This window comes from Streptomyces sp. NPDC057253, assembly GCF_042669125.1.
Taxonomy (GTDB): Bacteria; Actinomycetota; Actinomycetes; order Streptomycetales; family Streptomycetaceae; genus Streptomyces.
Map to the genome: position 1 here is coordinate 1 of NZ_JBHUXV010000244.1, position 6927 is coordinate 6927.

Genomic DNA, 6927 nt, shown 5'->3' on the forward strand with positions numbered 1-6927 from the left:
GAACCGTACGGTTCCGTCACCCCGCGCGGCCGCATGTTCGGGCCCGGCGGCCCCTGTGCCCATGACTGACGTGCACGCGCGCATATACACCGTTTCCCAGCGGTAATAAGCACCTTGGTGGCAGTCTGCTCAACAGCAGATACGCAAAGTCAAGAACGAGGCCCGCAGCCGGAGGTGCACGTCCCGTGGCGTCCAATGTCAATCCCACCGTCAGGCGGCGCCGGCTGGGCCAGGAGCTCCGCAGGCTCCGCGAGCTCAAGGGCATGACGGCCGAGGAGGTGGCCGAGCGGCTGCTGGTCTCGCAGTCGAAGATCAGCCGCCTGGAGAACGGCCGGCGCAGCATCAGCCAGCGTGACGTCCGCGACCTGTGCGGGGTGTACGAGGTCGAGGACCAGCGCATCGTCGACTCCCTGATGCAGATGGCCAAGGACTCCCGCCAGCAGGGCTGGTGGCATGCCTTCGGGGACATCCCGTACAGCGTCTACATCGGTCTGGAGACCGACGCCGAGTCGCTGCGGGTGTACGAACCCCAGATCATCACCGGCCTGTTGCAGACCCGGCCGTACGCCGAGGCCATCGTGCGCGGCGGCGCGCCGGAGGCGACGGAGACGGAGAACGACAAGCGGGTGGAGGTGCGGCTGCGGCGGCAGAGCCGGGTCGCCGCCGAGCGTGATCCGCTGCGGCTGTGGGTCGTCCTGGACGAGGCGTGTCTGCGCCGCGTGGTGGGCAGCCGGCAGATCATGCGGGAGCAGCTGGAGTACCTCGTCGAGGTGTCCCAGCAGCCCCATATCACCGTGCAGGTACTGCCGTTCGACGTCGGCGCCCACCCGGGCCTGAGCGGCCAGTACTCCATCCTGGAGTTCTCGGACGCGGCCGACTCCAGCGTGGTCTACATCGAGGGTGTCACCAGCGACCTGTACCTGGAGAAGGCGCACGACGTGCAGAAGTACACCGTGATGTACGAGCACTTGAGGGCCCAGGCGCTCAACGTCGACCAGTCGCGTCAGCTGATCGAGGATCTCGCCAAGGAGTACGCGCGGGAGTACGCCCGTTGAGCCTCTTCCCGACACGGCGGGCCGGATAGTACACCCCGGGCAGGCTCCATTGGAAGTCTCCCCTGGAATATGCCACCAGAAGAGTGAATGGCTGCTCCGAAAGAGGAAGTCGGCGAGTAGCGTCGATCACGCCAACGATCAGTAAAGGTTGGCGTAATCCGAACACTGCGCATCTGGCTACGGAGCGGATATGGCAATTCGTCTGGGCACCCTGGACACATGGACGACCTCCACCTACACCAACGCCAACGGGGCGTGTCTGATGGTGCGGTCGACCGAAGAGGAAGCACTCGAACTCGGCGACACCAAGATCCCCGAGGGTCCCAAGCTGGCCTTCCCCGCCGAGGCGTGGAGCGCCTTCGTGGCCTCGGTCAAGGCGTGAGACCACGCCACACCCTTACAACTGCACAAGCACCACCCCAGAGCCCTCTCGACCAGATCGCCGTCCTAGCCGAGGGGGCTCGGCGCACACAGGAGGGTGGGTACAGCTAGGAGTGCCTGGACTGTACCCACCTGTTTTCAGGGGCGCGGGGCGACCGACGGCCTAGGCCAGCGCACGCTCCACCGCGGTGACGACCTCGTCCGACTCCGGCTCGGTCTGCGGCGAGAAACGAGCCACCACGGCCCCGTCCCGCCCGATCAGGAACTTCTCGAAGTTCCAGCGGATGTCCCCGGTGTGCCCCTCCGCGTCGGCGAAGCCCACGAGCCCCTCGTAGAGCGCATGCCGCCCCTCCCCGTTCACCTCGACCTTCTCGGTCAGCGGAAAGGTCACGCCGTACGTCGCCGAGCAGAACTCCGCGATCTCCTCGGCGCTGCCGGGCTCCTGCCCGAGGAACTGGTTGCACGGCACGCCGAGCACGGTGAAGCCCCGCTCCGCGTACCGCTCCTGGAGCTTCTCCAGCCCGTTGTACTGCGGGGTGAGCCCGCACTTGGAAGCCACGTTCACGACGAGGACGGCCTTGCCGGCGTACTGGGCGAGGTCGGCCGAACCACCCGTGAGGGCACCGATCTCAACGTCCAGGGGAGAGGAAGTAGTCATGAGCGGATGCTAACTCCGCCCGGTAAATCCCCGACCCCGGCCCCAACCCCGGCCCCAACCCCGACCCCGGCCCCGACCCCCGCCCCCGACGCCTCCACCAACATCTCCCCCGCCGCCGTCCGCCCATACAGCACCGACCGCCCCGCCCGCCGCCGCTCCACCAGCCCCGCGTCCCGCAGCACCCGCAGATGCCGCCCCACCGACCCCAGCGCCTGCCCGGTCACCGCGACCAGCTGGCTCGTGCTCAGCGGGGCGTCCAGGAGCACCAGCACCCGGGCCCGCCCGGCACCGAGCAGCGTGCCGAGGCTCTCGGGCACGCTCCGGGCCCCCGGGTCGGCGAGGGCCCCGGCACAGCCGTAGACGAGGGCGTACCGCCCGGGCTCCTCCCACGTGGCCCAGCCGCGGCCCGCGGTGACCGGGACGAAGACGAGTTCGGCGCCGCGGATGTCGCGGGGCGGCCGCTCGTGCCGGTTCACCTGGAGCCGGTTGTCGCCGAGCCAGCGGGTCTGCCCCGGCAGCAGGGAGTCGATCACCGCCGCCCAGCCGCCCCGGCTCACCTGCGCGGTCCGGGCGACCACGTCCGCCTCCAGGATCCGCCGCCGACGCTCCCAGTACGGCCGTACGGTCGCCGTCCAGACATGGGCGAGGAGCGCGGCCGCCCGCTCGGGGAGGTCGTCGCGCTCCAGGGCGGCCGGGAGCGGGCCGCGCAGCGAGACCCGGACGTCGGCCCGCGCGAGAGCGGGGTCGGTCGCCCGGATACGGGCCAGGGTGTCCTCCAGGGGCGTGCCCTCGCGCGGCAGGGGCGCCAGGAAGTCGGCGATCCAGGAGGTGCCCATCCCGGAGCGCACCAGCAGCGCGGTCACCGGGTCGGCCGCGAGGCGTGCTCGGTAGGCGGGCAGGTGGGCGCGGAGCCAGGCGTCCTCGCCCGGGTGCGCGCCGGTGCCGGTGTTCAGCAGCCGCAGGGCCGCGAAGGTCTCGGTGAACGGGCAGACCACGAACCGGCTGCGGACCAGGGTGTCCCCGTCGACCTGCCACCAGCCCATGGACCCCCCGGTCGTTTCGCGGACGCGCGAAAGACTAACCGTCACCCGCCGACCGCCGACCACACTCCCGCCCATGCGCAGCTACCGCGAGCTCTTCCGCACCCCGGAATACTCCCCCTTCCTCCTCTCCTTCGCCGCCGACGCGGCAGCCCAGACCATCGGCGGCCTGGCCCTCGGCACGCTGGTCTACCGGGCCACCGGCTCCCCGTTGCTGTCGGCGGTGAGCATGTTCGGCCCGCAACTCGCGCAGTTACTGGGAGCCGCCTTCCTTCTCTCGGGCGCCGACCGGCTGCCCCCGCGCGCGATCCTGACCGTCATCTCCCTCGCCTTCGCGGCGGGTACGGCGGTGCTGGCCCTGCCCGGCCTGCCGATCTGGGCGGTCTTCGTCGTCCTGCTCGCCCAGGGGCTCGTCGCGTCGCTGGGCGGGGGAGTGCGCGGCGGCCTGATGAACGAGATCCTCCCCAAGGGCGGTTACGTCCTTGGCCGTTCGGTCTTCAACATGCTCTGGGGCCTGATCCAGATCACCGGCTTCGCGACGGGCGGCGCCCTCCTCGCGCTTCTGTCCCCGCGCGCCTGTCTGCTCCTCACCGCGGCCTGCTACCTGCTGTCCGCCGCCGTCACCCGCCTCGGCCTCACGGCCCGGCCCCCGCGCGCCTCCGGCCGCCCGTCCCTCTCCCTGACCTGGCGCACCAACGCTCTCCTGTGGTCCTCGCGCCCCCGCCGCCTGGCCTTCCTCGGCCTGTGGGTCCCCAACGGCCTGATCGTGGGCAGCGATTCGCTCTACGTCTCCTACGCCCCCTCGGCCGCGGGCACGATGTACGCGTGCGGGGCGCTGGGCATGTTCCTGGGCGATCTGGCCATCGGCCGCCTGGTGCCGCCCGCCCTACGGCCCCGCCTCGCGACCCCCCTGCGCCTGCTGCTGGCGGTGCCGTACCTGTTCTTCTTCCTACGGCCCGGTATCGCGCTGTCGGTCCTGGCCGCCACGGTGGCCTCCGTGGGGTTCGCCGCCTCGCTGGTCCTCCAGGAACGCCTGATGTCCCTCACGCCCGACGAACTCACCGGTCAGGCCTTCGGGTTGCACACCACCGGCATGGTCGCGCTCCAGGGCATCGGCGCGGTTCTCGCCGGCACGCTGGCCCAACTCACGTCCCCGGCCACGGCGATGACCCTCATGGCGACCGCGTCGATCGCCGTGACCCTGACGCTCTCAGCGCTGGGCAAACGCGAGGAACGACGTCCAGGTGCCGGGGGTGACGGTGAGCGTGGGGCCGTGGGTGTCCTTGGAGTCGCGGACGTGGACGGTGCCGGGTGAGGTGGCGACTTCGAGGCACTGACCGCCCTGGTCACTGCTGTAGCTGGACTTGAACCACTGAAGCGGGGTGCTCATGCGTCTCCTAGCAAACGGTCCAACAGGCCCTTGGTCTCGTGAGCGTTGAGAGCCTGCGTCCGCAGCATCGCATACCTCCGCTCCAGAAAGGACACCTCGTCGGGGTGGGCGATCAACCAGCCCCGGCGGGGGGCTTCTGTGTAGACGATGCGCTGGTGGTCGACGGTCTCGATGACGGTGAAGGGCCCCACGAGACCGGCGTGGAAGTCGCGGCCCACGGGCATGATCTGGAGGGTCACGGCCGGCAGATCCGCCCACTCCCGTAGGCGTCGCAGCTGCTCGGCGTGAACCTCGTCGCCGCCGAGCCGGTCCATCACCGTCACCTCGGAGACGACGAAGCTGATGGTCGGCGGCTCGGCGCGCCGGAGGATCTCCTGGCGCTCCATCCTTGCCGCCACCCTCTGCTCGATCTCGTCCTCCGTCAGCGCCGGCACGTCGTTCAGGAACACCGCCCGCGCGTACGCGGGGGTCTGGAGGAGGCCCGGCAGGACCTGGTTGTCGTACCAGGACAGGGCCAGCGCCTCCCGTTCCAGATCGATGTACTCCTCCGCCCAGCGCGGGAACAGGTCGATCTCCGGCATGTTCTCCAACGCGACCGACAACGCCCCCTTGGTGTCGAGGAGTTCGTCGAGCTGGGCCGCGAGGTCCGGTTTCAGTGTGCGCCTGCCCTGCTCGACGGAGGCGATGGTCTCCTCGTCCACGGCGACCTCGTCGGCGAGGGCCCGCTGGGTGAGACCGGCCGCCCGCCGGAAGGTGCCGACGAGGGACCCGACCATCTTCACGGCGGTCGCGTTCTTCCGGCGCCGCGTACTGAGGCTCTTGTTGCTCATGCCGGTGAACTCCCCATTTCGGGGCGTACGTTCACCCGTTGTCACCCGTACAGGAAATCTGTACGGGTTCCTCAGCCCTGGAACACGTCCCGGAACACGCTCCGGAACAGCTCCGGGTACGGACACTCCTCCAGGGGTTTCCCGGGGCGGTCGGCCCACCGCCACCAGTGGTGCCGCTCGGCGCAGCGCCACAGCGTGCGGCAGGCGCGCGTGTCGTCGTCCTCGCGGTGGACCAGGAGCATGCCGCCGGACTTCAAGGGCCCGTCGCAGGCGGGGCAGGGGTCCGGGGTCGGCATGGGGGCACTGGACGGGGGTTCGTCCACCCGGAGCGGTGCGTGCTCGATGCGCCGGCCGTCCCCGAAGATCCTGAGGTACTCGTCGAGCTTCGGAGGGCGGTAGTCGCTCTCGTGCTCGTACCGCTTCAGGACGGAATCGGACACGGCCTCGCACCCGTCGAGGACATGGTCCTCGGGTGCCCTCGGCTCCTTCGGGTCCCTGGGCTCCTCCGCCTGACCGATAGGCCGGTTCACAACCCGGAACACCTTGTAGAACTTCACCCGCGAATAGTGCCGCGGGCCCAGCGGGTCCGGTCGTACGGCGAAGTCGGCGCTCTTGTCCGGCTTCATCTCGTCCGGCCCCTTCTCGCTGAGGACCCGGGTGTCGAATTCGAGGCCGTACCGGCCGGCGTGCCCGACCATCCACAGCAGGGGGAGGTCGGACAGCCCCGAGTCCGCCTCGCCGCCCCCGACATCGGTGTGCACCCCGGCGAACCAGATCTGTTGCAGCTCCTGGCCCTGCTCGGCGGCGCCCTTCTGCTGGTGCCAGAGCGTCGGCGGGAACGCGGAGCGCTGCTCGTCGATGGCCAGGGCGTGGAAGGCGCCGTTGACCCAGCTGCTGAGGGTGGTGTCGTGGAAGGCCCAGCGCTTGTTGAAGCGGTCGACGAGCGGGCGCAGGAACCAGGGGGCCGGAACCGGGATGCCGAGGGAGCCGACCGTGTCCCAGACGCCGACGAAGCGGATCTCCGTCTCGTGGGCGTAGGCCTGGCGGAAGAGGGTGGCCGCCACGCTGGTCGGCTGCTTGGTGCGGCTGCGGTACAACGCCCACGCCTCGCCGATCCGGTCGGCCTGCTCCCGGCGCAGGATGCCGCAGTTGCGCACCAGCCCGGCCAGGCTGCGCGCGGTGAACGCGCCCCGGCTGAAGCCGAACAGGTACAGGCGGTCGCCGGGTTGGTAGGTCTGGACGAGGAAGCGGTAGGCGTCGAGCACGTTCCTCGACAGGCCCAGGCCGAAAGCCCCGCCCCGCAGCCGTTCGGGCCGCTGGGCGCCGACCCCGCTGTGGTAGTACACCCGCTGTTCCGTGCCGACGGCTGTGCGTGGCCGTACGGCCAGGGCCACCTTGGCCACATTGGTCTTGTGCGACTGATCGGCGCGATTCCAGGTCCCGTCGCAGCAGACCACCAGATGTCTGGCCATGCTGTGCCTCCTCTGCCCGAGGTCCTGTAGACAGGACTCCGCGACGGTTCGGGAGATACAGCCAGTACCGCAGGGACCGGCCCGGCCCGCAACTCGGTGGC

At 70.3% G+C, this 6927-nt stretch carries 7 protein-coding genes and 1 pseudogene; 3 read left to right on the plus strand and 5 right to left on the minus strand.

From position 1 onward, the window contains the following. The first annotated feature begins 185 nt into the window (after positions 1–185). Both ACFULQ_RS48115 and ACFULQ_RS48120 read left to right on the plus strand, forming a co-directional pair. Entirely contained in the window at positions 186–1055 is an 870-nt protein-coding gene (locus tag ACFULQ_RS48115; RefSeq protein ID WP_383557912.1) for a helix-turn-helix domain-containing protein, read from the plus strand. A gap of 190 nt (positions 1056–1245) precedes the next feature. Then, a complete protein-coding gene (locus ACFULQ_RS48120; RefSeq protein WP_123761409.1) occupies positions 1246–1437 on the plus strand; it encodes a DUF397 domain-containing protein in 192 nt (63 codons plus the stop codon). A 162-nt stretch (positions 1438–1599) separates the two neighbouring features. On the opposite strand, the gene ACFULQ_RS48125 is transcribed toward ACFULQ_RS48120, so the two are convergent. Together ACFULQ_RS48125 and ACFULQ_RS48130 are read right to left on the minus strand one after the other, a co-directional pair. Then, entirely contained in the window at positions 1600–2094 is a 495-nt protein-coding gene (locus ACFULQ_RS48125; protein ID WP_383557915.1) for a glutathione peroxidase, read from the minus strand. Next, positions 2091–3137 carry an ArsR/SmtB family transcription factor gene (locus ACFULQ_RS48130; RefSeq protein WP_383557917.1) on the minus strand — a complete coding sequence of 349 codons (1047 nt, stop codon included), beginning with the start codon at positions 3135–3137 and terminating at the stop codon, positions 2091–2093. The genes ACFULQ_RS48125 and ACFULQ_RS48130 overlap by 4 nt, the downstream gene beginning before the upstream one ends. Positions 3138–3210: 73 nt before the next feature. Between ACFULQ_RS48130 and ACFULQ_RS48135 the strand changes: the two genes are divergently transcribed. Further along, a complete protein-coding gene (locus tag ACFULQ_RS48135) occupies positions 3211–4449 on the plus strand; it encodes an MFS transporter (protein WP_383557919.1) in 1239 nt (412 codons plus the stop codon). Here the strand turns inward: ACFULQ_RS48135 and ACFULQ_RS48140 are convergent. The 3 genes and pseudogenes from ACFULQ_RS48140 to ACFULQ_RS48150 all read right to left on the minus strand — a co-directional run. Next, positions 4414–4524 (minus strand): annotated as a pseudogene (locus ACFULQ_RS48140) (DUF397 domain-containing protein); the annotation flags it as partial. The gene ACFULQ_RS48135 and the pseudogene ACFULQ_RS48140 sit on opposite strands and share 36 nt — an antisense overlap. Beyond that, a complete protein-coding gene (locus ACFULQ_RS48145; RefSeq protein ID WP_383557922.1) occupies positions 4521–5354 on the minus strand; it encodes a Scr1 family TA system antitoxin-like transcriptional regulator in 834 nt (277 codons plus the stop codon). The pseudogene ACFULQ_RS48140 and the gene ACFULQ_RS48145, both read right to left, overlap by 4 nt. 71 nt (positions 5355–5425) lie before the next feature. After that, on the minus strand, positions 5426–6826 hold the full coding sequence (locus tag ACFULQ_RS48150) for a DUF2235 domain-containing protein (protein ID WP_383557924.1): 1401 nt from the start codon (positions 6824–6826) through the stop codon (positions 5426–5428). Positions 6827–6927 lie beyond the last annotated feature (101 nt).